This is a genomic window from Cellulomonas algicola, from assembly GCF_003851725.1.
In the GTDB taxonomy this organism is placed as follows: domain Bacteria; phylum Actinomycetota; class Actinomycetes; order Actinomycetales; family Cellulomonadaceae; genus Cellulomonas; species Cellulomonas algicola.
Genome location: NZ_BHYL01000513.1, coordinates 1 through 770, shown reverse-complemented (window position 1 = coordinate 770; position 770 = coordinate 1). Strand labels below are relative to the sequence as shown.

1 pseudogene is annotated in these 770 nt (G+C 80.4%); it reads left to right on the top strand.

The annotated features are described in order from the left end of the window. Window positions 1-650 (top strand): annotated as a pseudogene (locus CTKZ_RS21905) (hypothetical protein); the annotation flags it as partial. Window positions 651-770 lie beyond the last annotated feature (120 nt).

Genomic DNA, 770 nt, shown 5'->3' with positions numbered 1-770 from the left:
CCGCTGCGGCCGGCACCGACGCCGGCGCGGACAGGGACGTCGACGCGGGCACGGACGTCCGCGCCGGCCGCGTCGACGCGACGGACGGCGACGCCGGGACCGGACGGGACGCCGCGGCGGACGACGCCGACGCGGGGCGCGACCCGCGGGCGGAGGAGGACGCGGCGGCGGACTCGGACGCCGTGGCGGACGAGGAGGCGGTGGCGGACGAGGGCGCCGCGGCGCACGAAGACGCGGTGGCGGACAAGGGCACGGCCACGGGCACGGGCTCCACGGCCGCCGAGGACGCGGAGGCCGCTCCGGACGTCGACGCCGGCCCGGACGCGACGAGCTCGGACGACGCGGAGACGAGCGCCGGGTCGCGTGCGGACAGCTCGGACGACACGTCGGGCACCACCGCTCGGGGCAGGGTCACGGCTGCCGAGGACAAGTCCGCCGACGACGCCGCGCCGGCTCCCGTCGCGCCGGCGCGCCCCGCCAAGCCGGCCCGACCGTCGGGCCGCCCGACCAAGGCACGACCCGCACCAGTCTCCGCCGCGATCCCCGTCGTCGCCGAGCCGGCGCGCGACGCGGACGAGGCGAAGCCGGCCGCCGGCGCGTCCGGTGCCGAGGACTCCGCGTCCGACGACGCGGCGGCGCCCACCCGCTGACCGTGTCGCGACGCCCCCGGTGCTGGACGCCGGGGGCGTCGCGGCGTCACGAGACCCCGACGAGCACCCGGCAGGCAGGACGACGATGAGCAGCCCCGACGACGCGGCACGCTGGCGCGA